This window comes from Mycobacterium kiyosense (assembly GCA_021654635.1).
Lineage (GTDB): Bacteria > Actinomycetota > Actinomycetes > Mycobacteriales > Mycobacteriaceae > Mycobacterium > Mycobacterium kiyosense.
In genome coordinates this window covers 668,379-694,393 of record AP025179.1, presented here as the reverse complement: position 1 = coordinate 694,393, position 26,015 = coordinate 668,379, and the positions used below count along the sequence as shown (strand labels likewise).

Genomic DNA, 26,015 nt, shown 5'->3' with positions numbered 1-26,015 from the left:
CGATGCACTCAACTTGTCGATCATGCTAACGGCAGCGTGGCGGGGTTTGTTCCCCGGGTCACGCATCATCCCTTACCTGCAGCTCAGCCCTGCAGTACGGAGACGACCTTCTTGGCCGTCGCCTTGGCGGAGCGAGGGTTTTGTCCCGTCACCAGTTTTCCGTCGACGACGACGTGGGACAGGAAGGGGACCAGCCCCTTTTCATACCGCGCGCCGCGCTTCTTCATTTCCTCTTCGGCGTTGTAGGGCACCAACTTGGTGACCCGGGCCAGGATTTCCTCCACCCAGGCGAACCCGGTCAGTTTGCGGCCGGCGACCAGCAGCGATCCGTCCGACAGTTTGGTGTTGAGCAGGCCGCAGTAGCCGTGACACACCGACGACACCACTCCGCCGCGCTCGAAGATCTCCCGGGTGATGCGCTGCAGACCTTCGCTGTCGGGGAAGTCAAACATCACTGCGTGGCCGCCGGTGAAGTAGATCGCATCGAAGTCCGACGAGTCGATCTGCTCGGCAGAGGCGGTGTTGGCCAACAGTTCCATCCTGGCGTCGTCGGCGCGCCACGCTTTCGCGGTCTTGTCGTAGTACGGAAACTTCAGCGAACGCGGCTCGAGCGGTGATCGGCCGCCCTTCGGGCTGGCGATCTTCTGCTCGTAGCCTGCGTCGGCGAAGACGTGGTAGGCGTGGGTCAACTCGGAGAGCCACAGACCGGTCGGCTCGGCGGGATCCGCGTAGTGGGCGACATTGCTGACGACATGCAGGATGCGTTTGGTCATTCTTCAACAATCCTGGCGGCGGCTGAAGAACGCCACCCGCCGGCCAACTCTGCCGCCGCGTCGGCGATCGCCGAGCCTGCGCGGGCAGTGCGCAGCCACTCCGATGCCGGCGGAGCTGCTCGTGCGTCTCTATGAAGACGACCAGAAGCACGGAATTACCCGCTGGACTGCTGTTTAGATAGCTGCGGGGTCGGCGAACTCGAACGCCGAGAGTGGGGTTGGCATGGGGCTGCGGGATCGCGGCATGCGTGGCTTGTCGGCGCCGGCGCGCATTCTCGTCTACAGCGCCGTCCTGGCGCTGACCGCGGGCTGGGTAAATGCGGTGGCCATTTTGACGTTGGCGGTTCCGGTAGGGAACCTGACCGGCGTCACAACCCAGATCGGCATGGACACCGCCCATCCGTGGCGTTACGAGAGCCATGTGCTCGGGGCGATCCTGCTCGGATTCCTCATCGGAGCGGCCATTTCCGGGTCCGTGCTGGTGTCCCCCCGAACGCCACTGGGAACTCGCCACGCCACGGTGCTGACCCTTGAGGCGGTACTCCTGCTTGCTGCCGCGGCGGGCGTGACCGCGGACAAGACCCAGATCGCTCTGTTCGGGATCGAGGAAACCGCGGTGCAAGCACTCTTCGCGGCAGCCGCGCTGGGCATGCAGAACGGGTTGACCTCGAGCTTCCGCGAGATGGCCGTCCGCACCACGCACTTCACCGGCACGGTCACCGACCTGGGGTTGATGCTCGGCCGCAGCCGCCAGCACGGATTCGACAAGTGGAAGGCTGCGGTCCTGGCCGCGACGCTGTTGCTGTTCATCACCGGTGCGGTGGGCGGCTTGGTGGCGGGGGCGAAGTTCGACGGGTATGCGCTGATCGTTCCGGCCGGGATCTGCCTGATGGTGGGCAGCGCCAATTTGGCGCTCGCCCGCCAGCGTCGCCAGCGCAGTGATTCGTCGCAGCGCAGCTCAACCCCGCGTCCATGAGCTCGATCGGGTTCTCGATGCCGTGGCGGCACTGGCTGTCAGCCCCGGCCCAGCAGCGGTGACCATCCGCGCGATCAGCACGACGGTCGGTGTCTCCAACGGCGCGCTGTACCACAGCTTCGGGTCGCGGGCCGGATGCTGGCGCAGGCATGGCTGCGGGCGGCCCGCCGATTCCGGGACGCACAAACCGCCTTGGTGGATGACGCACTGTCGACGCGCGCCCAAGACGCCGGCGTCAAGGCCGCGCTGGCCGCCGCGGACGCGCCCGCGGAATTCGTCAGTCACCATCCGAACTCCGGCCGTCTTCTGTTGACCCTGCCCCGCGCCGATTTGGTGGACATAGATCTGCCCGGTGAAACCCTCAGTGCGATCGAAGAACTCGAGGGCCAGCTGATTGACCTGATGATCCGCCTCGCCGTCAGGCTATGGGACCGCAAGGACGCCGAGGCGGTCGACACCATCACCGAATGCATAGTCGACCTTCCCACCGCGATCCTGCTCAGCCGTAATCGGTTGAACAGCAAGACAGCCCGCGCGCATCTGCGCGCGGCCGTGCACGCCGTGCTCGACGTCGGCCCACCACCCCGCAACAGGAGACAACCATGACCATCACCGTCGACTACGACGAGAAGATCGCCGTCCTCGACCTCGGTGACGACGAAAACCGTTTCTCACCAGAGTTTCTCGACGACATCAACGCCCGTCTCGACGACATCGAAGCCGGCGACGCGCAGGGCCTGGTCACCACGGCGACCGGTAAGTTCTACACCAACGGGCTGGACCTGGACTGGCTCGGCGCGCACGGTGAGCAGACCCAGTGGTACGTCGGCCGGGTCCAAACCCCTGCTTGCGCGGATCCTGACGTTGCCGATACCGACATGCGCCGCGATCGTGGGCCATGCTTTCGGCGCGGGGGCAATGTTGGCCCTGGCACACGACTTTCGGGTAATGCGTGCCGACCGCGGTTACTTCTGCTTCCCCGAGGTCGACATCAGGATCCCCTTCACCCCCCGGCATGGCCGCGATCATCCAGGCCAAACTCACCCCGGGCGCAGCCGTCGCCTCGATGACCACCGGGCGGCGGTTCGGCGGTACCGACGCCGCAGAAATCGGGATCGTGGACGCCGCCGCCGGTGCGGACGAGGTGACCGCTGCGGCCACCGAGCTGCTGCGACCGCTGGGGCACAAGGACCGCGGCACACTGGGCGCCATCAAGCACACCATGTTCGGGCCCGCCGCCCGCGCACTCACAGCGGTGAACTCCTGAAGCGGCGCACGTTGGCGACGACCAGCTGCGTGTTGTACGGCGCGCCCAGCGGCACCCCGCGTTCGTCGGTCAGCGTATTCCATTGACTGGCAAAGATTTTCATTCGATCCAGACTTGAACCGGGCAGGATGTACCCGCCGTAGTTCTGCGGCACGAAGTTCGGGCCGTGCGGGTCGCTCTGCTGCATGAGCACGGTCCTGCGGCCGCGCCGGAAAATCTCGGTGGGGTGGTCGGCCACCCAGATCTCCACCGCACCGTCGGGACCGCTGCGGACGTTGAACCCGGCCAGCACCGCGGCGCCGTCGACCTGCCGGAAGCTCAGTTCACCGAAGTTGGTGGCACTGAGGCCGACGGCCGCCTGCCTGGGCGTACCCCAACCGAGGCCGCCGTCCGCGAACCGGACATACGGTTGCCAGGCGGAACGGTTGGTGAATCGAGCGGGTTCGGTGCGGTAAAGGGTGACCGGCCGGGTGCGATCGAACGAGTCGGCGACGATGTAGACGTAGCCGTCCTCGGCCCGGTAGCCGCTGATCTGTGATTGTCCGCCGCCGGCGTAGTCGCCGGGGCGCCACGACCCGCGGACCGGTCTCCAGCCGCTGGAGGGATCGTCGGTGACCTTCACCAGCCAGGAACCACCAGCTGGTCTCAGCGCATGAGTGCCGACCACCAGCAGGTAGGTCCGATCGGCGAGGTCGACGGCTCCCGCCGGCAGGGTGTTGAACCCCCGCGCCCGGCGCGGGGGCACGAACAGCGGATTGCGGCTTCCCCTGGGGCCGGTCAGCGGCGCACCGAACACAGGCCGGCCCCCCTCGTCGAATGTCACCGGCACCGCCGTCGACGGGTAGTGCGGGCCGGCGCCCACTCGGTCGCCGCCGAAGCAATCGCCGAAAACGGCCACCTGCGAACCGTTCGGGAGCCGCACCACCTCGCCGAGGTCCGCAGCACCGATACCTGGTATTCCACCCGATGCGCCCGTTCCGGCGAGCGGCCCGAGATTGCGTACCTCGCCGGGCCGCACACCGTGCTCCACGCAGCCATTATCGGCTCCGATTCCGGCCGGTGAGCGGCCCGAAGGGCGGCGGTGGGATAGCCTGACTCCCAGTCTCGCGGCGTCCCCCGCTAGCTACGGCGACAAGGAACTGGATGACACCGTCGGAAAGCACACTCGGCCGCGAAGACGAGGGTTATCACAAGGCCCTCAAAAACCGGCAGTTGCAGATGATCGCGCTGGGCGGTGCGATCGGCACGGGCCTTTTCCTGGGCGCCGGCGAACGGCTCGCAAAGGCCGGGCCAGGCCTGTTCATCGTGTTCGGCATCTGCGGCGTCTTCGTCTTCCTGATCCTGCGCGCGCTCGGCGAACTGGTGCTGCATCGGCCGTCGTCGGGGTCGTTCGTCTCCTATGCCCGCGAATTCTTCGGTGAGAAAGTGGCCTACGCGGCCGGGTGGATGTATTTCCTGAACTGGGCGATGACCGGAATCGTGGATACCACCGCGATTGCGCAGTACTGCCGCTACTGGCATGCGTTCCAGGTTGTCCCCCAATGGCTGCTCGCCTTGATCGCCCTGGTCGCGGTGCTCTCGATGAATCTGATCTCGGTCAAGCTGTTCGGCGAGCTCGAGTTCTGGGCCGCGTTGATCAAGGTGCTGGCGCTGGTGACGTTCCTGGTCGTCGGCACGGTGTTTCTGGCCGGCCGGTTCAAGATCGACGGGCACGACACCGGGCTGGCGCTGTGGACCAACCACGGCGGCCTGCTGCCGACCGGCCTGCTGTCCCTGGTCCTAGTCACCGCGGGGGTGGTATTCGCTTACGCCGCAGTCGAATTGGTGGGCATCGCCGCCGGGGAGGCCGAGGATCCGGAGAAGATGATGCCGCGCGCGATCAACTCGGTGGTGTTCCGTATCGCGGTCTTCTACATCGGGTCGACGGTCCTGCTGGCGCTGCTGCTGCCCTACAGCACCTACAAGTCCGGCGAGAGTCCGTTCGTCACGTTCTTCAACAAGCTCGGCATTTCCTGGGGCGACGACCTTATGAACCTCGTGGTGCTCACCGCCGCGTTGTCGAGCCTGAACGCCGGCCTGTATTCCACCGGGCGGATCCTGCGGTCGATGGCGATCAACGGCAGCGGCCCCAAGTTCACCGCCGTGATGTCCAAGAACGGGGTGCCGTTCGGCGGCATCCTGCTGACCGCGGGGATCGGCCTGTTCGGCATCGCGCTCAACGCCGTCACCCCGAAGCACGCCTTCGAAATCGTGCTGCACATCGCGGCGACGGGCGTCATCGTGGCGTGGGCGACCATCGTCGCCTGCCAGCTTCGGTTCCACCAGCTGGCCAAGGCCGGTGAACTGGAACGCCCCAATTTCCGGATGCCGTTGTCGCCGTACACCGGTTGGGCCACCCTGGTGTTCCTGGCGGCGGTGCTGGTGCTGATGATGTTCGACCAGACCTACGGCAAATGGATGCTGGCCGCGATGGCGGTCGGCATCCCGGCGCTGATCGGCGGCTGGTTCCTGGTGCGCAACCGGGTGCGGGCCGCGGCGGCCGGGCTGCCACCGGAGTAGCCGGGGCACTGGTCACACTTTGCCTACGGCGCCGTTCCAAACGCGCGTCACTGCACCAACTTGCATGCCCGCGCGCTTACGCTGGCTTCCTGATATCTGAGATTCCGGGGAGTGCGCGTGCGGTTGTTGCCGAAGGCACGAGTCGGCCTGCTGGCCGTCGCGGTGCTTCTTGCCGGATGCAGTACCACCGTGGACGGCAGACCGATCGCCGCGCCGGGCGGGCACGGGACCGTCGGACCCGCCGAACCCGCGTTTCCGACTCCCCGGCCCAGCATCATCCCGCCGCCGGCGGGAACCTCGACACCTGTGGCACTCCCGCCCACCAACCCCGGACCCACCCCCAACCCGGCCCCCGGGCGATCCCGCTCAAGCCGGACGACAACGGGTACGTCTTCATCGAAACCAAGACCGGTGTGACGCGCTGCCAGATCAATAAGGACAGCGTGGGCTGCGAGGCGCCGTTCACCAACTCCCCGATGCAGGACGGCGAGCACACCAACGGCGTGCACATCACCTCTGCCGGCAAGGTGCAGTGGATTCTGGGCAACCTCGGCGCCATTCCGACCGTCCAGATCGACTACAAGACCTACGACGCGCAGGGCTGGACCATCGTTGCCACCAAGGACGGCACGCGTTTCGAGAACAACGACACCCACCACGGCATGTTCGTCAGCATCGAAAAGGTCGATACGTTCTGACTGGTTGATCAGATCGAAATATGCTGCGCGCAAGAAACTTTCGGGCCTCGGTCAACAGGGGACCTAGCTGTAGGTAAGGAATTCGTCCGAACCTTTGGTGTCCTTGGTCGTTGTGGTGTCCCGGCACTCGCCGTACAGATCGATTCCTCTGACGCGGTCGCTGACGGCCTGCACGTCGAACACAACGACCACGTTGTCCTTCTTCACCGCCGGGGAGTGACTGTGGAACCCGGAATCGCCAGTCCAGCCAAGGGTTTGGAGATGTTCGACCATATGGGCGACCTCGGCATCGGACTGCTCGAAACTCGGCGCGAGCGGATACGTGATGTTGGCTCGACCCCGGAAAGGGGGATCACCGTCATCGTTGCAGGAGGCGCGCCAGAAGTATGATTTGACGACCTGAATACCCAGCGCATGGACGATCTCTTGGGCCGCGTCCACCACCTGAGCTCTGGACTGTGCGGGCGTCAGGGGATTCGACACTTGTCCTGTCAACGAATCCACGACGCTGCATCCCGTGGCTGAGAGCGCGACGACGGCCGCGGCGCAGGTGCGCCACAACCTCTTGCTGACGCTTGCTTCAGTCATGCACAGGATCGCCGTTCCCCAGCCGTACACGCACGGGATTGCCCAACGTCACTATTTTCCACATCGCCAAGGTCGACACGTTCTGCGCCGACGGTCCCCGCGACCTATACGATCGAACGGTGGCACGCTACGGCCCACCAGACGACTTCAACGAGCAGCCGACCCAATACGGCGGTTACGGTTCACAGCCGCCACAAGGTCCGCCCCACCAGGGCCCGACTCACCAGGGCCCGACTCACCAGGGCCCGACTCAGCAAGGTCCGCCTCCGCAGGGGCCACCTCCGCAGGGGCCGCCTTATCCGGGCCCGACTCCCCAGGGCCCGACGCAGCAGGGCCCGCCACCGCAGGGCCACCCCTCAGGGCCCGCCCCCGGCGGCCCCCGTACGGTCCGCCCCGGGCACACCGCTGCAGCATCAGCCGACGGTGCAGGGACCGCCGCCCGGTCCATACCAGCCACCGAGCCCGTCGGTGATGAACCAGCCCACGGTGGAGGGTCCGCCGCCGTCTGGCGCCTACCCGCAGGACGATCCGTCCCTGATGTATCAGCCGACTGTGGAAGGCCCGCCACCGGACCAGTTCGGCCCGTTGGACCCTGACGATCCCGACGCCGTCGCCGGCACGCGACCGTGGTACCGCAAGCCCGCGGCGCTGATCGGCTGGGCGCTACTGGTGTTGATCCTGCTGGGACTGATCGCGTACGGCGTGCTGCAACTGTTCGGCAGCGGGGGCGGCACCAGCCCCGCCCCGAGCAGCACGTCCACGTCGACCACCACCACGACCACCACGGAAACCACCAGCACGACCACGACCACCACCGAGTCGCCCAGCACCGAGAGCAGCTCGGCCAGCGAACCGCCACCGGCCAACCCGCCGCGCAGCCAGCCACCCGGTCCGCAGCCCACCCAGCAACCGACGCACCGCGCCCCGCATCTACCCCCCATCCCGTCGACGATCACCATTCCCGGCGGGCCGACAATCACGGTGCCGCACCTGCCCTGACGCAGGTCACCGATCGGCAACGGGCCCGCGTGGCTGCGTCTGGGGGTAACGCGTAACGGCTAGCATCAGCGGCCGTGACAAGGTACGACCCGCCGCAACTCGGCCCCCACGACCCGGCCGGGTACGGCAACCACGGCTACGGCGGCGGGCACGGGCACGACCCGACAACCGAGCCGACCCCCGGCTGGCGCAAGCCGCTCGCCCTGGTGGGGTGGGGAGTGCTGATCGCGGTGCTGATCGGGCTGATCATCTACGGCATCGTGCTGTTATCCCGAGGCCGCCCCAGTCCGGCGTCAGTGACCTCGACGACGACCACCACGGCACCGGCGTCCACCACCACGACTCAGCCCACGACCACGACGACGACGACCAGCACGACGACGCCCGCCACCGAGACGACGTCGCCGACCACCACGTCGGGCTCGCAGACAACGACGCCCGCCAACTCCCCTGCGCCCGGCCTGATCCCCCGTCTGCCGTCGCAGATCAAGCTGCCGTCGATACCAACCGTCATCAACTTGCCGCCCGGCCTGTGACCCGTCCTCGCCCGATCGGCGGCGGCTATGGTGGGGGACGGCCGCCGACCGCCAGCAAAAAGAGAGACACAGGGGTGTGGATATGAGCGAGTCGCTCGGTTTGTCGATCGGGGTTGCCAACCTGGTCGCGGCCCGCGGCGGTAGCGTCCCGGTGGCCCGCACACCGGTCCTTACCCTGTTCGACCACCGGCCATCGGAGGTCGGTCTGCCCGCGGAGAACCCGAACCTCAACGAGTCCGGGCTGGTGTTACGCGGGTTTGTCGAGCGGGTCGGCGACCCGTCACCGCTGGTGGCCGCCGACGGCACCAAATATTTGGGCCAGGCGCTGACCATCGAGGCGCTCGAGGCGATGGCGCGCATCGTCGGTTACGGAGCGCCGCTCACCATCGCCTTCCCCGCCTACTGGTCGGAAACCCAGGTCGCCGCGCTGCGCCAGGAATTGTTCGCCCAACCCGACCTTGCCGTCAAGGGCGGGACCCCGACCCTGATCTCCGACGCCGCCGCCGCCCTGGCCACGCTGAGGGCCAGGCCCGGTTTTCCCACCAGCGGCGTGATCGCGCTGTGCGACTTCGGCGCCGGCGGTACCAGCATCACCCTGGCCGACGCGGGTCCCGAATTCCGGCAGGTCGGCAGCACGGTCCGCTACAGCGAGTTCTCCGGCGACGACATCGACCAACTCATCCTCAATCACCTGCTGACCGTCTCCCCTGGCGTCGACGACTCAAGCGTCTCCAACACCGCGACGTCGATGGGTTCGGTGACGCGCATGCTGGGCGGCTGCCGCGCCGCCAAGGAACAACTCTCGGCGACCACGGTGGCCAGCGTCGCGACCGGAACCCCCGGCGGCGATCGGCAGCTGACCCGCAGCGAGTTCGAGCAACTCATCGCCACGCCGCTGGATCGCTTCGTCGCTGCGATCGCAGATGTGCTGCAGCGCAACGGAGTTACCCGCCTCGAAGCCGTGGGGGCGGTCGGTGGAGGCGCCAGCATCCCGCTGATCACCACCCGGCTCTCCGACGGTCTGCGGGTGCCCGTATTCACTACCCCGGAGCCGCTTTTCAGCGCGGCGATCGGTGCCGCGGCGCTCGGGCAGGAGCAGACGTCGGCGGGAGCAGCCACCGGCATGGCCCCCGCCGCCGGAGCACCGACCAGCGTCGTGGGTGCAGTCGCGCCGGCCACCGTGGCGGCGCCCGCGGTGCCGTCCGGCGAACCTACCAGCGCGGTGCCTACCGAAGCCTTCCCCGACGAGACCCGACAAAGCACCGACCGCGCGCTGGCCTGGTCCGAGGACTCGGGCACCGGCGGCGAGCCGGTCCCCTACACCGGGCCCGCCGACTACACCAGCCCGAACGAGCCCGCACCCGCCCCGGACTATGCGCCGGCTGCCCGGCCAGAGTCGGAACCCGAGGACACCGACGTTCCGGTTTGGTACCGGCGGCTGGCCATTCTGCTGAGCCTGGCCGGCGCGGCGGCGGCCATCCTGGTCGCCGTGGTGCTGGCGTTGACCATGGGCCAGAGCACCAATACCAAGCCGGTCGTCACCACGTCGCAGCCGCCGCCCATCACCACTAGCACTACGGGGCCGGACGGTAGTCCCACGCAGGCGGTGATCACACCGCCGCCCGTCGTCGTGACGACGGAGGTAACCGTCACCCCGACAACCACCGAAGAACCCAGCACCACCTCGACCACGCAGTCGACCTCAGAGACAACGAGTTCGAGCACCACAACGACAACTCAGCCGACGACCACTCAACCGACGACCACCCAGCCGACCACTACCAATCCGCCGACCACCACAGCTCCGACCACCACCCGCCCCCGGACCCACCAGGCAGCCGCCGACCCGGCAACCTCTCTTCCCGGTGAATCCGAACGCGCCGGGCCGCTAATCGTCTGGCCGCTAACCCTCTGGGGCTGAGCCAAGCGTGGTCTGAGCACCGCGACCAGACCGTCAGCGCCGAGCGGAGAAACTCGGCGATCATCGCCTCGGCGCTACGCACCGCGGCGCGGCACGCCCTGCTGGTGAACGGATCGTTGAGCGGATGGTCGGCGCGCCGGCGCCAGTATTGCGCCGCGGCGAACGCCGCCCGCGGGGCCTCCTGCGGGTTGGCCGCGCACTCCTGGGGGTCCAGGCCCAGCCTGCTGGCCGGATCGGTGCCCGAGCCGCCGATGATCCGGCGCAGCGCCACGATGTCTTCGTCACTCAAAGTCATTGTGCGCGTTGGCAATAGGCTGAGCAGCCGAAGCTCCTCGAAGGCGTGGGTGTCGGCCAGCAGCGGGTCGATGTCGGCGATGACGTACGGAGTGGCCAGCACCGGGTGCGCCTCCACGAACCTGCGCAACGACACCAGTGCGGTATGCGCCTTCAGCATGTCGGAACGCTGCGCGAATTGCTGGTCGATGACATTGCGCAGCGCCACCAACCCGCTGCGTTCCAACAGTTCGGCGGCCAGCCCGGCGGCGGTGGTCACTCCCCGCGGCCAGCATCGCAATCGAGATCCGGATACCGAACATGCCGAATCGTTCCAGCAGTTGCGCGCGGATGGCCGCGTCGATAGGCAACGGGCTGTCCGGCCGCACGAATCGATCCGCGCTCAACAGCGCCTTGTTGAGTTCCGTCGCTTCCGATCCGGCCAGCTTCTGTAACGCCACGAATTCCCCCCTGCCGCAAGGTGCGCGCGGTCATGGCAAGCAACCCGGAAACCGGCACCACCGCCTGACAGATGCCGGTTTGGGTCAGTTCGCTGGTGAACCGCTTGGCCACGTCGTTGGCCGACAGCATCGCATCGATGCGGCCGGCGCCGATCTCGTCGGCCCGCGAGGCCACGCCGATAATGCCGAGCGCCCCGGCCGATCCGCCCACCAGCCCGCCGATTTGCTTGAGCAGCGCGATATCGGCCGCGTTGAGGGTGCGCAGCAAAAACACCACCGCATCCACCCTCGGCACCCCGTCGGGCGGAACCAACAACTGCAGGGTGCGCTCGGACGCCTCTCGCGTCAGCGACGACGTACCGGGAGTGTCGATGATCGTGGCCTGGGTCAGTTCTTCGGCCGGCCATTCGACGTCCAGGTGCATCACGTCGGCGGGATCGCAATTGCGCAGATCGAAGCTCAACCCGTCGCGGTGGGTGATCGGCACGTTGCTGCGCCGTCCGCCACGGTGAATGGCGGTGACCTTCGGAGTCGGCCCATGCCGAAACCACGTGATGATCCTGGTGGCCTCGGTCGCGTCCGTCGGCGCGATATCATCGCCGACCAGGGCGTTGACCAAGGTGGACTTGCCTGCCTTGAGGGTGCCGGCGAGGGCGATGCGGATGGGCTCGTTCAGCCTTGCGCCGATTCGGTCCAGCTCGTAGAAGACGTCGGGCCGCTGGCGGTATGCCGGCTCGCCCCGATAGGCCTGGATGGTTCCGCCCAGAATCGCGCGTACCCGGGCGCTGGTGGTCACGCTTGTCCCACCGTCTCCGGGGCTCCCAACTTGTCCAGGTTGTCGGCGACCTGATTGAGGATGTTCAACTGACGGTCCAGCTCACGTGCCCGGGTGTCGCGCTCGACGTCTTCCATGTGTGCGGCGGTGACGATGGCCTGCAGCGACTCGTTGAGCGATCGGCTGAGTTCGATGGCAATGTCACGGTAGTGGTCGCGCAGTGTGCGATGGATGGTCTTGAGCCGGTCCCGGGACTCCTTACCGACCACGAACGACACTTCGTCGACGAAGCGGCGCAAGTTCGCTTTGGCCTCGGCGCGTGCCCGCAACAGCCGGTTGTGCTTTTCCTCCTTGTACGCCATCCGGCCCAGCAACAGCCCGGCCCCCACCGAGACCGGGTTGAACAACCCCAGTCCGGCCACCGAGGACAACATGCCGATCATCACCACGCCGCCGTAGGAGCCGCGCAATCCGGACAGCGCCTTCTGCCCCTTGCCCTGCGGCTTGGATTCCAGCTCCGCCAGGGCCTTGAGCGCACCGAAGTTACCGCCCATCAGGCGCGAGGTCAGCTCGGGCGACATCACCGAATCCAGTCCGGCGTCCGCGAAGGAGCGCGCGACTTCGAGGGCCAGCACTTCAGCGCGCTGGTATGCCCACACGAAGTTGTCGCCGACCGCGGTGGCGATCGCATCTTCTGCCTCGTGGCCGATTTCGGCCCAGTGCAGGGTTGGATCGCAGGAGTCGATCTGCAGCTCGATGTTGTCGGTGACGGCACGGAACCGGGCCCGCAGGTCATGGTCGACGTCGTTGCTCATGTCGGTGAATCCGTCGTTGAGCACCTGTTGCCACAGTGCGGTCTGCTCGATTGCGTCCTGGGCTTCCTTCTTGCGCCGGGCTAGGTCGTCGGCGAGACGTTCACGCAGTGCTGGGTCGTTGACCGACGCCAGCTCCGAACTGATAGCCATCGTCAATTGCTCTGTCGCCGAACGTATCTCAGCTAGAACCTCGTCACGCACCCGGTCGTTCTCACGGGTCAACACCCGTTCGCTGAGGAACTTCACAATCACCGGGAAGTTGGATTCGTCGTTGAGCTCTTTGTCGTTGAGGCTCACGGCGTGGCTGCGCAGCAGCGAGGAGACCGGAATGATCGGCAGCGGAACGCCCGCGCGCTGCAGGTGGATGGCGTTGGCATTGACGACCTCTCGCCAGTGCGGATACAGGTCGGTCTTGGTCGCCACCACCGCCCCGACCGGGCAGATCTGGTACGCCTTGCGCAGGAACCACATTTCCGGGTCGGTGAACTCCTGGCTGGCGTCGCTGACCATCAGCATCGCGTCGGCGTCGGGTAGCAGCCCGAGGGTCGCCGACAGGTGAGGCTGGCCGTGTCCACCAACCCCGGGACTGTCGACGAAGACCAAACCGCCCTGAAGCAGCGGGCTGGGCGCACCGATCTCCAGCCGCAGCACTTCACGCCCGGCGGCCTGCGGCGACCGACGCACATCGAAGTTGACGTCGTCGACGGGGATGTCGACAGTGGCGGTTTCACCGTTCGGACCGGCCTTGACGACGAGCCTCGCCCACGGTTGCACGCTGTAGCTGACGATGGTGATCACCACGGTGGCTTCGTCGTCGCCGACCCGCGCCACCGGCAGGTTCAGCAACGAGTTGAGCAATTGGCTCTTGCCTTGCTTGAGCTGTCCGGCAATCACCACGCGGATTTGCGGATCGGCGATCCGATCGCGGGCACGCCGCAGCCGTTGCACCAGATCATTGCGTTGGTGAAGCTCGGCGAGGGCGATCGTGTGATCGATCAGTTCAACGATCACACCGACCCGGCGCGGGTCATCGGCCTGGGTCACGGTGATGCCCTCCTCTCTCGATCGTGTGCTTTGAGATCACGGTATGCGGACAAACCGGCGGGGACCATGAAGGTCCCCGCCGGTCGGTCGCTCCGCGGATGCCGATCAGCGTCAGTGGTGGCCGAGGACCGGGCCGTGGGAAGCCGGCGGGTCGACGTGCGCGGGCGCGTGCGTCGCGGGCGGCTCGTGGCCGAACACCGACGGGCTTTGCGGCGTTTGGTGAGTCGGCTGCTGCACGGGCTCGTGCTGCTGCGGCGTGTACACCGGAGCGTGCTGTTCGACCGGCGCCGGCGAGTGACTCGGTGTCGGCGTGTCCACGTGCGGTGCCGGTGTGTGTGCTGCGTCGGCGCCGGCGCGTGGATCACCGGTGGAGTTCCACCGCCGTGGCTCACGTCCGGCTGGCCCGTCGTGCCGCCGGGCGACTGAATGACCGGGCCGTGGCTGCCGCCGACAGGGGGTGTCCCGGCACCGGTGCCGCCGCCGGGCGTCTGGACGGCTGGGCCGTGGCTGGTGGGAACGGTTGGCCCCTGGCTTCCCGGTGTGACCCCGCCCGGGCCGGTTCCGACGCCGGCGCCGGCGCCCGCACCTCCGCCGCCGAGCACCGTGCCCTCCTGTCCGAGGATGTCGCCGTGCCCCCCGGCCCCAGCTCCGGCTCCGGCTCCGGCGTGGATGCCCGGACCCGTCGGCACGCCGCCGGGCCCGCCTGTTCCGGCGTTGATCGTTCCGCCGCCGGCTCCGCCGGCTGCGACACCGCCCGGTCCGGCCTGTGCGCCGGCGCCTGCGCCGGCAGCACCGGAGACAGTGGCCGGTTGTGGACTCGGGTGACCAGCGAACGGGGTGTTGCCGCCGCCGCCGATGCCGAGACCCGCTCCCCCGCGGCGCCGGCCTGACCGCCCACACCGACCCCGCCCAGCGGACCCGCCACGTGAGCAGTGCCGGCGCCGTTGAGCGCCGCGCCTTCGCTGGCAATCAGTCCGGCCTGGCTACCCGCGGCGGCTTGTCCGCCGAGAGCGGCTTGGCTGGCAAGTCCCGCCTGGCCGGCGAGACCTGCTTGGCTCGCAAGACCCGCTTGGCCCGCAAGACCGGCCTGGCTCGCAAATCCCGCTTGGCTCGCAAGACCTGCTTGGCTCGCAAGGCCCGCTTGGCTCGCAACAGCGGCGTGACCACCAGCTCCGACTGCGGCCTGGCCGCCTAATCCGCCACCGAGTGCGCCACCCGCTTGAGCACCGGCACCCAGCCCGCCTCCGAACTGACCGCCAGCACCGAGCCCGCCTCCGAGCTGACCACCGGCACCGAGGCCACCACCTAGGGCCCCGCCAGCCTGAGCGCCAGCACCGATAGCGCCGCCGGCCTGACCCCCGGCACCGATAACGCCCCCGATGCCGCCACCGGCCTGGGCAGCGCCGCCGATAGCGCCACCCGCTTGGACCCCAGCGCCGACCTGGCCACCAGCACCGAGGCCGCCGCCAAGACGGCCACCGACCTGGGCACCGCCGCCAAGACCGCCACCGACCTGGCCACCGGCACCCAGCCCACCACCGACACCACCGCCAGCTTGAGCACCAGCACCAACCGCGCCACCAAAGCCGCCGCCAAGACCACCACCGACCTGGCCACCGGCACCAAGCCCACCACCGACACCGCCGCCAACCTGGCCACCAGCACCCAACCCACCACCGACACCACCACCAGCTTGAGCACCAGCACCAACCGCGCCACCAAAGCCGCCGCCAAGACCACCACCGACCTGGCCACCGGCACCAAGCCCACCACCGACACCGCCGCCGACCTGGCCACCGGCACTAAGCCCACCACCGACACCACCACCAGCTTGAGCACCAGCACCAACCGCGCCACCAAAGCCGCCGCCAACCTGGCCACCAGCACCCAGCCCACCACCGAGGCCACCGCCAAGACCGCCACCGACCTGACCACCAGCACCAACAGCACCACCAAGACCGCCGCCGAACTCACCACCCACACCGGCACCGACCTGACCGCCAGCGCCAAGCCCTCCACCGAGACCAGCACCAACGCCGCCACCAACCTGACCACCACCACCGACAACACCACCGAGACCGCCGCCGAACTCACCGCCTGCCCCGGCGCCGAAGCCGCCGCCAACCTGACCGCCCAGACCCGCCTCGCCGCCGATTCCACCGCCGAGACCAAGCCCTGCCTGACCGCCGAGACCGACACCGGCGCCTACCCCCGCGCCGACGTGACCGCCCAAACCTGCCTCGCCGCCGATTCCACCGCCAAGACCAAGTCCCGCTTGGCCACCCAGACCCAAACCGGCCTGGCCACCAAAACCACCACCAAGACCCAATCCAGCGCCACCACCGAGACCGCCGCCGAGCCCAAGACCGGCCTGACCCCCAACGCCGAAGCCGGCCTGGCCGGTCAAGCCGCCACCGAGCCCTAACCCGGCGCCACCACCAAGCCCGGCGCTACCACCAAGACCAAGACCGGCACCGCCACCAAGCCCGGCACCGCCGATGACACCGAAACCGCCGCCGAGCTGGGCCTGACCGCCGAGCCCGAAGCCGAGACCCGTCTGCGCGCCGAGACCCGTTTGCACGCCGAGTCCCGTCTGCACGCCCGCGCCGATTCCGAAGCCGGCTTGCACACCAAACCCGAAGCCCAGGCCGGCCTGTGCGCCCAGTCCCACTCCGGTGCCGAAACCCCCGGTGGGCTCAAAGGCCAGGCCCGGAGCAAATCCCGGACCGGTAAACGGCATGGCCAGACCGGGTCCTCCGAACCCAGGCCCCGCAAACCCAAGCCCTCCGAACCCAGGCCCCTCAAACCCCCTCCGAACCCAGGCCCTGCAAACCCAAGCCCTCCGAACCCGGGCCCCGCAAACCCCGGCCCGAACTCAGACCAGGCCCCAAAACCGGGTCCCGCGAACCCAGGGCCCATGAATCCAGGCCCCACGAATCCAGGTCCGGCGAAACCGGCGTTGAACCCGTTCGCCAACCCGAAACCGACGTCGCTGGCGACCGTGTTGGCCAATCCGAACCCGATGTCGCTGGCAACGGTGCCGGCCAGTCCTACGTCGTTGACTGCCATCGCCGCGTCGTTCGCCACCGCTCCGACCACACTGCTCGCCGCGTACCCGGCCTCGTCGAGGACCGGCGCTGCCTCTTGTCCAACGAAACCCGGGGCATACCCGGACGCGAACCCGGGGTCGTACCCAGACGCAAATCCGGGGTCGTACCCGGAAGCGAAGCCCGGGTCATACGCCGGAGCGAAGCCGTGTTGCGCGGCAACCGCTTCCTGCAGCCCTGCGATCGGGTCGTCGGAGGGAAGGGCCAGTCCGGGCACCGCGTTGGCGGCCACCGAGGCGACCTGCGCGGGGGAGACGTCGACCAGTCCGGCGTTGGTGAGGGCCTGCCCGGGTGCGGCGACGAAGGACTGCGCGGCCTCTTCGTTGCTGAAAAGGCTCAGGATGTAGTCGATAAGCGAGGTCATTCTTCTATCCCTTCAATCGAAACTGTGAAGTTCTCCGCCGAAGTGACCGGCGCTCTGCCATAGACGGTATGGATTTCGCCGTTTCCCCAAATCGGGGTCAGATCCCCCAGCCTTGGGGGTACCCATCGGGATGGTGCGGGCCACCCCGTTAGGGGATTAGGGGAAATTCGGGTACCCCAAAGACTGCGTGAAAACCGACCCCAGCGACGCGTTTCTGCAGATCAAGCCCCCCACGGGCCACCACAAGAGACGACTGGGCCGATAGATAACGGCGAAGCTCAGCCGTGGATGCCGAAGCCGTGGTGATCGGGCTGAGGGTCGTGCTGATGGGCATCCGGATGGATGATCGCGTGATCCCAGATGCTGGGATCGCTCAGCGGTAAGCCACCGTGATCTAGGCCGGGCTGTGCACCTTCAATGCCTGTGATCAGGGAGGATGCCTCGTGATGGGCGATCGCCGCCGGCTGCGAGTGCACTGGCGATTCGTGGGGAAGGACGGGGGCGGGATGGTTTATCACGCCGCTGACACCACTGAGCGGAGCATGCTCGTAACCGGCGACCGCTGGGTTGTGCGGGGTGAAGGCGTCGAGCGCAGCGGTGGCCGCACCGCTCGCCCAGACGTTGCCGTGCTCACCGACGTGGTCCCCGGTACCGCCACCGACCGGCCCGGCCATCGACAGCGAATCCGACACGACGGGGATCAAGTTGTTGACGTCCGTGCTGGTCACGTTCGTGAGGTGAGCGTCGGCGATGGCCTGCGCAGGGTTTGCGGCGTAGCGGGCAGCGGCGTCGGGGTCGCGGACAAGGGCGATGACGAAGTCGAGTAACGAGTTTGCCACCACGCACCTCTCTGCCTCTTCAGCCTATTCGTCACGCGCTAGCAAGATGCTATCGGTTCACTCGACCGCCGTGTTCGGTATGAAACCCGCCGGCCCCAGGGCATCATTAGGGGGTGCGGCGTTAGGGGAAATATAGGGTTGCGGGGCCGAGCAGCGGGCAGGAGTGCATGGAACGACCGCGTGGTGGGGAAAGCCCGCTGGAAACCGCGAATGCGACGCGGGGGGCGGACGGGTGAGCGACGGTGTGGGCGCGTCCATCCCGACGTTTCCCCGAGCCGCGCGCGCTGTGATCGACGATCTCGCGAACGCAGCGACGGCGCCGGTGCATGCATTGATCGGCGGCGGCATCGGGACCGGTAAGACCACCGTGCTCGCCGCCGTCCGCGACGCATTGCACCGCGCCGGGCTCGCCGCGCACAGCCGCGTGCCGCGGGAGGACGATCCACCCCAGGACGCGTTCGTCGTCGACGACGCCCAACTGCTCGCCGACGCCGACCTGGCCCGGCTCACCGAACGGGTCACCGACGGACGTGGCACCGTTGTGGTGGCCGCCGAGGTCCATGAGCAGCGACCGGGGTTGCGGTCCTTGGTGACGGCGATCGAACGGCATCGCCCGCGGATCTCACTATCGCCGCTGCCGGTCGAGGAGCGGCTGCGAGATTGCACCGGCGGCCTAACGTTCTTGGTTCACGCGGTCTCCACAGCGGGTCAGCCGCCGGTCGACGCTGCCCGACTCGCGCTCGGCAACCGGATTCGCCGAATCGACGAACCCACTTTGGACACGCTGCTGCTGATGTCGCTGACCCACGAGTTGGGTGGCGCAGATGTTGCCGGCGCACTGGGGATTTCGGTTTCCGAGGCGCGAGTGTTGGTGGACCGGACACGCGCGGGCGGGCTGGTGGAGCCGTCGCACCCGCGGGCGTTTCTGCAGCTCGTCCACGAAGCAGTCGCCCAGGTGCTGGGCAATGCGCGGCACCACGAGCTGGAAACCTCGCTACTGCGTTCGCAGCTCGACATCTCCACGTTGTCAACGGATCTCGCGCTACGACTGGCCGAACACGGGTTACGCGATGACCGGCTGGCAGGCGTCCTGGCCGGCCACGCCGCCCAGACCCGCACCGATCCGGCTCAGGCCGTGCGGCTGTACCGGGCGGCCGTCCAGGCCGGCGCTGCGGGTCTGACGTCGCGACTGGCCGATGCGCTCGCACTTTCCGGTGACTGTGCAGCTGCCGCCGCGTTGGCCGATGAGCTGCTGAGCTCGTCCGACTCCACCGAAAGGGCCGCGGCGGTTCGGATCGCGGCCAGCATCGCCACGCACGACGGCAACGCCGCCCAGGCGGCCGAGTTGTTCGCCTGGCTCGGACCCTATCCGGACGCCGTGATCAGCTCCGCTGCCGCAATTGTGATCGCTGCGACGGGTGATGTCGCAGCCGCACGAGTTGCGTTGCGCCTCAAGGACTCCGGTCCGCCGACAATGGCCGCACGTGCTTCGCGTGGGCTGGCCGAGGGCCTGTTACAGACCATGGATCAGCCCTATCCCGCCGCAATGGCGAAGCTGAGCCAGGCCGGAGCCGAACAAGCGATCGGTGAGGCCTTCCCGGACAGTCCGACCGCGTTGATCACCCTGGCCGCCATCCACGGCGGCGATCCGGTACGCGCCCACAGTGTGATCGGACGGGCGGTGCGCGGGGGTGGCAACGCACTCTTCGACCGTCGGCACCTCCTGCTGGCCGGGTGGATCAAAATGCAGGACGGCCAACTGGCTGCTGCGGCGGCGGACGTCGCGGCGGCGACTGCCGACACCGACCTACATCGCCGGGACGCATTGTGGGCCGCCGCCCTGCAGACCGCGATTGCCCGCCGGAGCGGGGAGGCCGGTGCGCTCCAAAAGCATTGGTACGCGGCTATGGAGGTACTCGCGGAGTATTCTGTGGACCTGTTCGCGCTGCTGCCGCTGGGTGAGTTGTGGGTCGCGGCCGCGCGAATGCGACAGGTGGGCCAGTTGAGACACCAGCTTGAACAGGCGTTCGCACTCCTCGACTCGTTGGGAAATCCTGCGCTGTGGTCGAACTCGCTGCATTGGGCCGGTGTCCACGCCGGGATCCTGGCCAGTTCTCCGGAATCCGTTGCGCCACATGGTCAGGCGCTCAGCGCAGCGGCCGCCGACAGCGCTTTCGCACAGGCTCTTTCCGGTGCGGGCCGTACCTGGCTGCGGGTGCTCGCGGATCAGGTCGACGCCGACGAGGTCACCGCCGCGGCGCGAGCTCTGGCGCACGTAGGCCTGACTTCGGACGCCACCCGACTGGCGGGTCAGGCCGCACTGCAAACGCCCGATGCGCGGGTGTCCGGCGCGATGCTGCAGCTGGCCAGAGACCTGAAGTTGAGCACAGGTTTTGGTGAAACCACAGCAATAAGCGAGGCCTCCGTCGAATCGAAGCCCGGTGCGCCAGCGCCTCGTCAGCCGACGTCGGGCACCCGGCTGTCCGATCGTGAGCGCGAAGTCGCTGAACTGTTGCTGCTGGGGCTGCCTTACCGAGACATCGGCAACCGGCTGTTCATCTCCGCCAAGACCGTCGAGCATCATGTGGCCCGGATCCGCGGTCGGCTCGGCGCCGGCTCGCGCTCGGAGATGCTGTCGATGCTGCGGACAATGCTGGCACCCGAGGGATAGCGTGTAGCAAGCGCGGGCACTGAGGACCGGGAAGGGGAAGCCATGGCATGCTGCGTCATCGCCGCACTGCTGTTGGCCATTGCGCATCGCCTGACGCCGTGGCGCCGACGCAAGCCCGATGTCGCGGGGTTCGCTCCGCCGGCCACCAGGCCTGCCCCCGGGGAAGGGCTGGTGTCGTGCGGCATGCCGCAGCACCAACCATCGGTCGCACTGACCCGGCACCTGGCCGCGTCGGCGTGGATCTGCAGGTTCGTCGCGGTTGGAGCCGGCGTCTATTTTGCCGCCGTGGCACTGGCATTGCGATCTGGCCTGGCACACTCCACCGCATCGGTATCGATCTGGGCGGCTAGGACTCTGGGCATGGTCGCCGTCGCCGGAATCGCAATGGCATTGTCCACCAACATCTTCAGACGTGGCGCCGATCGTTCGACAGGTCGTGAGATCTCCGGCTACGCGGCTATCGGGTTGGGCCTCATGCTGATCGAAGGCACGAGTTTCGACATGCATCTGCTGTCGACCTACTACGTGATGAGCTCGAGCCTGCACAATGCCATTCACTTGGCCGGCTACGGGTTGCTGTTGCCGGGAATAGCTGTTGCGCTACCGTCACCGCAGCAGCGTTCGGAGGAGGTCTGAACCATGGAAGTCGTCGAGTCCAGCCCGGAAGACCTTGCCACTCAGCGCTTTCTGCTGGATCTGGCACTGCAACCGCTGGATAGATTCGACGGGTTCACCCGCCTCGAGCAGATCGGCGGCGGCGCCCTGCGCTATCAGCTCAACTATGTGTGCTACGCGCTGTCGATGGCCCAGTTCACCCGCACGCCTGCCTTCACCGGATATCTCGCCGAAGCGCAGGCGAACACCATCCGCAAGATGTGTGACAAACGGGTCTGGCGCTACTGGGCATCCGAACAGTTGCTCGGGTACGGGCGCTGGAATCCCGATCCGATGACGTTCGCCAACATCATGTACACCGGCTTCTTCGCCGCCATGCTGGCGTTCTACGAGACCCTCAACGACGACCGCGGATTCGACGCCGACGGGTCGTTGCCGCTGGTGTGGAGCGAGCGGCGTCGGTATGAGTACGGGTACACCAAGATCGCACACGCGATCGCGCGCAACATGCGCAACAGTCCGTTCACGCTGTACCCCTGCGAGCCGCACCTGACTTACCCGATGTGCAACACCATCGCGCTCAACGGTCTCCGCGGCTACGACCGGATCCACGGCACCGATCTCACCGGCGATCTGGCCGACAAGATCCGTGAGTCGTTCGATCGCCACCAATACTTGTTGCCCAATGGACGCTTTCGGTTCGGCCTGGGTCCGCTCGGACTCAAAATGCCGCCCACGCTGTCCAACGACGCCGTGATGGCCTACTGGCTCGACGGGGTGATGCCCGACCTGGCCGAACGGACCTGGCAGATGTTGCGTGAGCACCGCTTAGGCCTTGACAACGGAGTGGCACAGCTGAAAACCCGTGCCGTCGACCGCGTCGACGTCGGGTCCTACCGCAAGAGCACCGCCTGGACCTGGGTCAACATCGCCTGCGCCGCAAAGGAAATGGGTGACGGTGAGGCGATCGAGGCTGCACAGACCGCCATCGCCGAACAATTCAGCATGGATCACTCCGCTTCGGGAGCGCGCAAACTCGCCGGACAGTCCATGTGGGTTAACGGCGTCTTCGCCCTGACGCAGTTCGTGACCGAGGGAAGCCTGCGCGCCCTGGCGACCGGTCAGGTGCCGCATACCTGGCGGACCGGCCCGCAGTTGAGTGCCGCGGCCTACCCCGACGTGCTGGTCGCCAAGGCCGTGACCGACGGCACCGGACTGGAGCTGGTACTGCGCCCCGGCGCCGGCCCGGTGCGGACCACCCTGGAGATCACCCGGCTACGGCCCGGCGCCAGCTATCGCCTCATCGGAGCGGGCGACGACAGCGTGCTCGCCGATTCCCGCGGCCGGGCGCTTATCAACGTGGCGCTAGACGATCGGCTCGAACTGCAATTGATGTACGCCTGATCACATCGCAGCTGCGCTGGGCTGGTGATCTGCGCAAACTTAGGTTTGCCTTTCTCGCGGCGAATGCCACAAGGGTGTCAGTATGGGCAGGTTAAGCAGCAAAAGCGCAGCGGGAGCGCACCAGTATCCGATTGACGACGAATTGGGGTGACCCTCGGTGACCACTCAGACCCTCATCCGGCTGATCGTGGGCCTCGGCATGACCGCGGTGGTGGGCGCGCTGGCGCTCAGGCGCGTCTGGTGGTTGTACCGGCTGGTGATGACCGGCCAACCGGTCTCGGGACGCACCGACGACATCGGTACCCGGATCTGGACTCAGATCGCCGAAGTGTTCGGCCAGCGCAAGCTGCTGAAATGGTCGGTCCCCGGCCTGGCGCACTTCTTCACCATGTGGGGCTTCTTCATCCTGGCCACGGTCTACGTCGAGGCCTTCGGGGTGCTGTTCCAGCCCAACTTCCACATTCCGATCGTCGGCCGCTGGAATGCCCTGGGCTTCCTGCAGGACTTCATCGCTCTAGCCGTGCTGGCCGGCATCATCACGTTCTCGATCATCCGGTTGCGTTCCGAGCCAAAGGAATACGGTCGGCAGTCCCGCTTCTACGGCTCGCACACCGGAGGCGCCTGGCTGATCCTGTTCATGATCTTCCTGGTCATCTTCACCTTCGCGATCTTCCGCGGTGCTTCGGTGGTCACCGGCAACTTCCCCTACGGCTGGGGCGCGTTCTTCTCGCACGGCATGGGCAAGTTGATGAATCCGCTGGGCCCCACCGCCAACGAATGGATCGAGACGGTCGCGTTGCTCTGCCACCTCGCGGTGGCGCTCGTCTTCCTGCTGATCGTGCTGCATTCCAAGCACCTGCACATCTTCCTGGCGCCTATCAACGTCACGTTCAAGAGACTGCCCGACGGTCTGGGTCCGCTGCTGCCGATCGAGGCTGTGGTCGACGGCAAGCCTGAGCCGATCGACTTCGAAAACCCGCCCGACGACGCCGAATTCGGCCGCGGCAAGATCGAGGACTTCACCTGGAAAGGGATGCTCGACTTCGCCACCTGTACGGAGTGCGGGCGCTGTCAGTCGCAGTGTCCGGCCTGGAATACCGCCAAGCCGCTCTCGCCCAAGCTCGTCATCATGGACCTCCGCGACCACTGGATGGCCAAGGCGCCTTACCTGCTGGGGGAAAAGACGGCCGAGCCACTCGAGGGCCTGGACCTCGAAACCGTCAAGGAAGAAGGTCACCACGTTCCGGAATCGGGCTTCGGTCGAGTCCCCGGGCATGGGCCCGAACAGGCGGCGCGCCCCCTGGTCGGCACCGCCGAACAGGGCGGCGTCATCGACCCGGACGTGTTGTGGTCGTGCGTGACCTGCGGCGCATGCGTCGAGCAGTGCCCGGTCGACATCGAACACATCGACCACATCGTGGACATGCGCCGCTACCAGGTGATGATGGAGTCGGAGTTCCCCTCAGAGCTGTCGGTGCTGTTCAAGAACCTGGAGAACAAGGGCAACCCGTGGGGCCAGAACGCTTCTGATCGCACCAACTGGATCGACGAGGTCGACTTCGACGTCCCGGTCTACGGCGAGGACGTCGAGAGTTTCGACGGCTACGAGTACCTGTTCTGGGTGGGCTGCGCCGGCGCCTACGACGACAAGGCGAAGAAGACCACCAAGGCCGTCGCGGAACTGCTGTCGATCGCCGGGGTCAAATTCCTGGTGCTGGGCACCGGCGAGACGTGCAATGGCGACTCCGCACGCCGGTCGGGCAACGAGTTCCTGTTCCAGCAGTTGGCCCAGCAGGCCATCGAAACGGTGGACGGGGTGTTCGAGGGCGTGGAAAGCGTCGACCGCAAGATCGTCGTCACCTGCCCGCACTGCTTCAACACGCTGGGCAGGGAGTACCGGCAGCTCGGCGCCAACTACTCGGTGCTGCACCACACCCAGCTGCTCAACCGGTTGGTGCGCGACGACAAGCTGGTCCCGGTCAACCCGGTGTCCCAGGACATCACCTATCACGACCCGTGCTACCTGGGTCGGCACAACAAGGTGTACGAGGCGCCGCGTGAGCTGATCGGGGCGGCCGGAGCCAACCTCACCGAGATGCCGCGGCACGCCGAACGCAGCTTCTGCTGTGGGGCCGGCGGTGCGCGCATGTGGATGGAAGAGCACATCGGCAAGCGGATCAACCACGAGCGCGTCGACGAGGCGCTGGCCACCAATGCCGCCACGGTCGCGGTAGCGTGCCCGTTCTGCCGGGTGATGGTGACCGACGGCGTCAACGACCGCCAGGAGGAAGCGGGCCGCGAAGGCGTCGAGGTGCTCGACGTGGCGCAGGTGTTGCTCGCGTCGCTGGACCGCGACAGCGTGAAGCTGCCCGAGAAGGGCACCGCCGCCAAGGAAGCCGAAGAACGGGCCGCCAAGGCGGAGAAAGTTGCCCCGAAGGCCACCACGGCGACCGCGCCCGCCGAGGAGGCTACGCAGGCCGAGAAGACGGAAGCCGCGCCGGCCAAGCCCGCCGAGAAGCCGGCCGCCGCCGCACCGGTCAAGGGTCTGGGCGTGGCCGGTGGAGCCAAGAAGCCCGGCGCCAAGAAGGCGCCTGCCGCGGCTGCCGAGACGACGGAAGCTGCGGCGCCCACAAAGGGTCTCGGGATGGCCGCCGGCGCCAAGAAGCCCGGCGCTAAGAAAGCCGCCCCGGCCGCCGAGGAGAAGACCGAAGCGGCCCCGGCCGAACCGGCCACCCCCGAAGCTCCGGTCAAGGGCCTGGGCCTGGCGGCCGGCGCCAAGCGTCCGGGTGCGAAGAAAACCGCGGCCGCCAAAGCCGAGGCCGCCCCGGCCGCCGAGGAGAAGACCGAGGCGGCACCGGCCGAACCGGCCAAACCCGAGGCCCCGGTCAAGGGCCTGGGCTTAGCGGCCGGTGCCCGGCGCCCAGGCGCCAAGAAGGCGGCGCCCAAGGCCGAGTCCGCCCCGGCCGCCGAAACCTCGGGCGAGCCGGCTGCGAAAGCCGAGGAATCGGCCAGCGGAACGCCGGCCGAGCCCGAGGCGCCCGCCAAGCCGGAAGCGCCGGTCAAGGGTCTGGGTATCGCCGCGGGCGCCCGTCGGCCCGGGGCCAAGAAGACCCCGGCGGCCAAGCCGGCCGAAGCTGAGGCGAAGCCCGCGCCGCAACCCGACGCCGAGCCCGAGGACTCCGAGCCGGCCGCGAAGTCGGAGCCGTCCACCCCGGCAAACGGTGAAGCGGCCACCAAGTCCGAGCCCGCCGCGCCCGCCGAGCCGGCGACCCCGGTGAAGGGCCTGGGTCTGGCGCCCGGCGCCCGTCCGCCGGGTAAACGCTGATCACA

19 protein-coding genes and 4 pseudogenes are annotated in these 26,015 nt (G+C 67.6%); 16 read left to right on the top strand and 7 right to left on the bottom strand.

The window, feature by feature from the left end:
* Positions 1-83: 83 nt before the first annotated feature.
* Positions 84-773, bottom strand: coding sequence for a type 1 glutamine amidotransferase domain-containing protein (locus L6444_RS03235; RefSeq protein WP_236980488.1), 690 nt, complete (start codon positions 771-773; stop codon positions 84-86).
* Positions 774-996: 223 nt separating this feature from the next.
* Here L6444_RS03235 and L6444_RS03230 point away from each other — a divergent pair, with 223 nt between their 5' ends.
* From L6444_RS03230 to L6444_RS03220, 4 genes and pseudogenes are all read left to right on the top strand, one after another.
* On the top strand, positions 997-1,749 hold the full coding sequence (locus tag L6444_RS03230) for a YoaK family protein (RefSeq protein ID WP_236980480.1): 753 nt from the start codon (positions 997-999) through the stop codon (positions 1,747-1,749).
* Positions 1,712-2,062: a TetR/AcrR family transcriptional regulator gene (locus L6444_RS30425; protein ID WP_370653071.1), complete on the top strand. Its 351-nt coding sequence runs from the start codon at positions 1,712-1,714 to the stop codon at positions 2,060-2,062. The genes L6444_RS03230 and L6444_RS30425 overlap by 38 nt, the downstream gene beginning before the upstream one ends.
* Entirely contained in the window at positions 1,945-2,355 is a 411-nt protein-coding gene (locus L6444_RS30420; protein WP_309297870.1) for a TetR/AcrR family transcriptional regulator, read from the top strand. The genes L6444_RS30425 and L6444_RS30420 overlap by 118 nt, the downstream gene beginning before the upstream one ends.
* A pseudogene (locus L6444_RS03220) lies at positions 2,352-3,016 on the top strand (enoyl-CoA hydratase-related protein). Before L6444_RS30420 ends, L6444_RS03220 begins: the two are co-directional and overlap by 4 nt.
* On the opposite strand, the gene L6444_RS03215 reads toward L6444_RS03220, so the two are convergent.
* Positions 2,997-4,046 (bottom strand): DUF4185 domain-containing protein, encoded by a 1,050-nt coding sequence (locus L6444_RS03215; RefSeq protein WP_236980478.1) that lies wholly within the window; start codon positions 4,044-4,046, stop codon positions 2,997-2,999. The pseudogene L6444_RS03220 and the gene L6444_RS03215 sit on opposite strands and share 20 nt — an antisense overlap.
* Before the next feature lie 113 nt (positions 4,047-4,159).
* Between L6444_RS03215 and L6444_RS03210 the strand changes: the two genes are divergently transcribed.
* A complete protein-coding gene (locus L6444_RS03210; RefSeq protein ID WP_236980476.1) occupies positions 4,160-5,575 on the top strand; it encodes an amino acid permease in 1,416 nt (471 codons plus the stop codon).
* Positions 5,576-5,692: 117 nt separating this feature from the next.
* Positions 5,693-6,273 (top strand): annotated as a pseudogene (locus L6444_RS03205) (hypothetical protein).
* Positions 6,274-6,336: 63 nt separating this feature from the next.
* Here L6444_RS03205 and L6444_RS03200 read toward each other — a convergent pair.
* Entirely contained in the window at positions 6,337-6,861 is a 525-nt protein-coding gene (locus L6444_RS03200) for a hypothetical protein (RefSeq protein ID WP_236980474.1), read from the bottom strand.
* A 471-nt stretch (positions 6,862-7,332) separates the two neighbouring features.
* Here L6444_RS03200 and L6444_RS03195 point away from each other — a divergent pair, with 471 nt between their 5' ends.
* The 3 genes from L6444_RS03195 to L6444_RS03185 all read left to right on the top strand — a co-directional run bounded on the left by L6444_RS03195 (position 7,333) and on the right by L6444_RS03185 (position 10,317).
* Positions 7,333-7,860: a hypothetical protein gene (locus L6444_RS03195; protein WP_236980471.1), complete on the top strand. Its 528-nt coding sequence runs from the start codon at positions 7,333-7,335 to the stop codon at positions 7,858-7,860.
* Positions 7,861-7,934: 74 nt separating this feature from the next.
* Positions 7,935-8,396 (top strand): oligopeptide transporter substrate-binding protein, encoded by a 462-nt coding sequence (locus L6444_RS03190; RefSeq protein WP_236980469.1) that lies wholly within the window; start codon positions 7,935-7,937, stop codon positions 8,394-8,396.
* 82 nt (positions 8,397-8,478) lie between these two features.
* Positions 8,479-10,317: an Hsp70 family protein gene (locus tag L6444_RS03185; protein ID WP_236980466.1), complete on the top strand. Its 1,839-nt coding sequence runs from the start codon at positions 8,479-8,481 to the stop codon at positions 10,315-10,317.
* A 49-nt stretch (positions 10,318-10,366) separates the two neighbouring features.
* Here the strand turns inward: L6444_RS03185 and L6444_RS03180 are convergent.
* Positions 10,367-11,847, bottom strand: a pseudogene (locus L6444_RS03180) (dynamin family protein); the annotation flags it as partial.
* The gene (locus tag L6444_RS03175; protein WP_236980457.1) at positions 11,844-13,685 is read right to left on the bottom strand and encodes a dynamin family protein; all 1,842 of its coding nucleotides are present in this window, start codon (positions 13,683-13,685) and stop codon (positions 11,844-11,846) included. The pseudogene L6444_RS03180 and the gene L6444_RS03175, both read right to left, overlap by 4 nt.
* Positions 13,686-14,122: 437 nt before the next feature.
* Between L6444_RS03175 and L6444_RS03170 the strand changes: the two genes are divergently transcribed.
* The 3 genes from L6444_RS03170 (at position 14,123) to L6444_RS03155 (ending at position 16,110) form a co-directional block, all read left to right on the top strand.
* Positions 14,123-14,575: a hypothetical protein gene (locus tag L6444_RS03170; RefSeq protein ID WP_236980449.1), complete on the top strand. Its 453-nt coding sequence runs from the start codon at positions 14,123-14,125 to the stop codon at positions 14,573-14,575.
* A 35-nt stretch (positions 14,576-14,610) separates the two neighbouring features.
* Positions 14,611-14,880 carry a hypothetical protein gene (locus tag L6444_RS03165; RefSeq protein WP_236980447.1) on the top strand — a complete coding sequence of 90 codons (270 nt, stop codon included), beginning with the start codon at positions 14,611-14,613 and terminating at the stop codon, positions 14,878-14,880.
* 228 nt (positions 14,881-15,108) lie between these two features.
* On the top strand, positions 15,109-16,110 hold the full coding sequence (locus tag L6444_RS03155) for a hypothetical protein (protein ID WP_236984667.1): 1,002 nt from the start codon (positions 15,109-15,111) through the stop codon (positions 16,108-16,110).
* 824 nt (positions 16,111-16,934) lie between these two features.
* On the opposite strand, the pseudogene L6444_RS30970 reads toward L6444_RS03155, so the two are convergent.
* Both L6444_RS30970 and L6444_RS03145 read right to left on the bottom strand, forming a co-directional pair.
* A pseudogene (locus L6444_RS30970) lies at positions 16,935-17,156 on the bottom strand (IniB N-terminal domain-containing protein); the annotation flags it as partial.
* A gap of 278 nt (positions 17,157-17,434) precedes the next feature.
* On the bottom strand, positions 17,435-17,995 hold the full coding sequence (locus L6444_RS03145) for an Rv0340 family IniB-related protein (protein WP_236980440.1): 561 nt from the start codon (positions 17,993-17,995) through the stop codon (positions 17,435-17,437).
* Between the two features lie 244 nt (positions 17,996-18,239).
* Here L6444_RS03145 and iniR point away from each other — a divergent pair, with 244 nt between their 5' ends.
* The 4 genes from iniR to L6444_RS03125 all read left to right on the top strand — a co-directional run bounded on the left by iniR (position 18,240) and on the right by L6444_RS03125 (position 26,010).
* Positions 18,240-20,666 carry an isoniazid response ATPase/transcriptional regulator IniR gene (iniR, locus tag L6444_RS03140; RefSeq protein WP_264990918.1) on the top strand — a complete coding sequence of 809 codons (2,427 nt, stop codon included), beginning with the start codon at positions 18,240-18,242 and terminating at the stop codon, positions 20,664-20,666.
* Positions 20,667-20,708: 42 nt separating this feature from the next.
* Positions 20,709-21,302 carry a hypothetical protein gene (locus L6444_RS03135; protein WP_236980423.1) on the top strand — a complete coding sequence of 198 codons (594 nt, stop codon included), beginning with the start codon at positions 20,709-20,711 and terminating at the stop codon, positions 21,300-21,302.
* A 3-nt stretch (positions 21,303-21,305) separates the two neighbouring features.
* Positions 21,306-22,685: a linalool dehydratase/isomerase domain-containing protein gene (locus L6444_RS03130; RefSeq protein WP_236980421.1), complete on the top strand. Its 1,380-nt coding sequence runs from the start codon at positions 21,306-21,308 to the stop codon at positions 22,683-22,685.
* Between the two features lie 157 nt (positions 22,686-22,842).
* A complete protein-coding gene (locus L6444_RS03125; protein ID WP_236980419.1) occupies positions 22,843-26,010 on the top strand; it encodes a heterodisulfide reductase-related iron-sulfur binding cluster in 3,168 nt (1,055 codons plus the stop codon).
* The last annotated feature ends 5 nt before the right edge of the window (positions 26,011-26,015 follow it).

What these genes read in the sequence shown, in the direction of transcription:
- L6444_RS03230 (WP_236980480.1), top strand. Translation starts at nt 997, where the DNA reads ATGGGGCTGCGGGATCGCGGCATGCGTGGCTTGTCGGCGCCGGCGCGC.
- L6444_RS03235 (WP_236980488.1), bottom strand. Translation starts at nt 773, where the DNA reads ATGACCAAACGCATCCTGCATGTCGTCAGCAATGTCGCCCACTACGCG.
- L6444_RS03130 (WP_236980421.1), top strand. Translation starts at nt 21,306, where the DNA reads ATGGAAGTCGTCGAGTCCAGCCCGGAAGACCTTGCCACTCAGCGCTTT.
- L6444_RS03185 (WP_236980466.1), top strand. Translation starts at nt 8,479, where the DNA reads ATGAGCGAGTCGCTCGGTTTGTCGATCGGGGTTGCCAACCTGGTCGCG.
- L6444_RS03195 (WP_236980471.1), top strand. Translation starts at nt 7,333, where the DNA reads ATGAACCAGCCCACGGTGGAGGGTCCGCCGCCGTCTGGCGCCTACCCG.
- L6444_RS03200 (WP_236980474.1), bottom strand. Translation starts at nt 6,861, where the DNA reads ATGACTGAAGCAAGCGTCAGCAAGAGGTTGTGGCGCACCTGCGCCGCG.
- L6444_RS03135 (WP_236980423.1), top strand. Translation starts at nt 20,709, where the DNA reads ATGGCATGCTGCGTCATCGCCGCACTGCTGTTGGCCATTGCGCATCGC.
- L6444_RS03210 (WP_236980476.1), top strand. Translation starts at nt 4,160, where the DNA reads ATGACACCGTCGGAAAGCACACTCGGCCGCGAAGACGAGGGTTATCAC.